This is a genomic window from Actinoplanes sp. NPDC049599 (genome assembly GCF_044465625.1).
Lineage (GTDB): Bacteria > Actinomycetota > Actinomycetes > Mycobacteriales > Micromonosporaceae > Actinoplanes.
The window spans coordinates 1-1601 of record NZ_JBITLX010000075.1 but is presented as its reverse complement, the minus strand read 5'-3'; the positions used below and the strand labels follow the sequence as shown (position 1 = coordinate 1601).

2 protein-coding genes are annotated in these 1601 nt (G+C 72.3%); one reads left to right on the top strand and one right to left on the bottom strand.

The genetic code is table 11. The features are described from left to right. On the bottom strand, positions 1-518 hold a 518-nt coding region (locus ACIBQZ_RS43240), incomplete at its 3' end, for an aldo/keto reductase (RefSeq protein WP_396094777.1). A gap of 122 nt (positions 519-640) precedes the next feature. Here ACIBQZ_RS43240 and ACIBQZ_RS43235 point away from each other — a divergent pair. Further along, positions 641-1601 (top strand): GGDEF domain-containing protein (locus ACIBQZ_RS43235; protein WP_396094776.1); only part of this gene is annotated, 961 nt, incomplete at its 3' end.

Below are 1601 nucleotides of genomic sequence, written 5' to 3'. Positions count from 1 at the left end.
CGGGCCACGCCGAGGTCGTCGGCGATACGCAGGGAGCTCGCCAGCCGGTCGGCGGTGAAGTTGGAGGCCGCCAGGTACCGCACCTTGCCCTCGGCCACCAGCTCGCCGAAGGCCGCCACGGTCTCCTCCTGCGGCACGTCCGGGTCGTCGTAGTGGGCGTAGTACAGATCGATGTGGTCGGTCTGCAGACGCCGCAGCGAGGCCTCCACCCCGCGCCGGATGCTCGCCCGGGACAGCCCCGGGGCGTCCTTGTGCCGGCTCACCTTGGTCGCGATCACCACGTCGTCCCGCCGCCCCCGCCGGGCCAGCCAGTTGCCGATGATCGTCTCCGACTCGCCCCCCTGGTTGCCGGGCACCCACTGCGAATACCCGTCCGCGGTATCGATGAAGTTGCCCCCCGCGGCCGTGTAGGCGTCGAGCACCGCGAACGACTGCGGCTCGTCGGCGGTCCAGCCGAAGACGTTGCCGCCGAGGCCGAGGGGGTGGACATCGAGGTCGGTGCGGGGGATCAGGCTCACGGAGGCCTCCTGGGCGAACGGGGGATCAAACTGTGGCTACCGGAGGTGACAACACCTCACCCGCGAAGATATGCCCAGCTCCGGAGACTGAACTCCGGGACCGGACCGGCCGAAGGAGATCTGTGGACTGGGCACGCTCGGGCCTGGGCGCCCGCAACCCGCTGACCGCGGCGCGCACCGCGGCCTGGATCTACCTGATCTCGGCGGTCGTGGTCTTCGTGTCCAACGTGGCGCTGCCCGAGGGCGCCGGCCGGGCGCAGAGCGCGGTGACCGGCGTGGCCTGCTTCACCCTCGTGCTCCTGGGCCTGCTGCTGCTCACCGGGCGGGCCCCGACCGCCGTCCGGGACGTCCTGCTGACCGTCACCCCGATCATCGGCGTCGCCTTCGTGGTGTTTCTCGACGTGGTGACGTCGGACGCGTCGGCGGGCGCGCAGGTGTCGCTGTTCCTGCCCGCCCTGTACGCCGCCTCCCAGCTGAAGCCGCTGGGCGCGGTGATCGGCGCGATCGCCGCGGTGGCCGGGGACGCGATCGTGGTGGCCGTGGTCCGGCCGACCACCGGCGGGCTGCTCGACCTGACCGACATCACCCTGGTGATCGGCCTGATGACCGGGCTGCTGGTGCTGGCCGGGCAGCGCCAGGAGCGGCTGGTCGCCCGGCTCCAGGCGCAGGCCGCGATCGATCCGCTGACCGGCCTGGTCACCCGGCGGATCCTGGACGAGGCGATGCAGAAGGCGGTCTCCGGTGACGTCCGGCCGATGCCCCGGCAGTCCGGTGACGCCGCCTTCCTGGAGCAGGGCACCGCGCTGATCCTGATCGACCTGGACCACTTCAAGGGCATCAACGACACCCACGGCCACCCGGTCGGTGACGACGCCCTGGTGCACGTGGCGAATCTGCTGGGCCGCAACGCCCGCCCGGACACGGTGATCGCCCGGCTCGGCGGGGACGAGATCGCCGTGCTGCTGCCCCGGTGCGGGGCCGACACGGCCCGCGGACGGGCCCAGGAGTTCGTCGACCGGGTCCGGGAGCACCCGCTTCCGCTGGGCACCGGCGCCGAACTGACCCTCTCGATCAGTGTCGGGG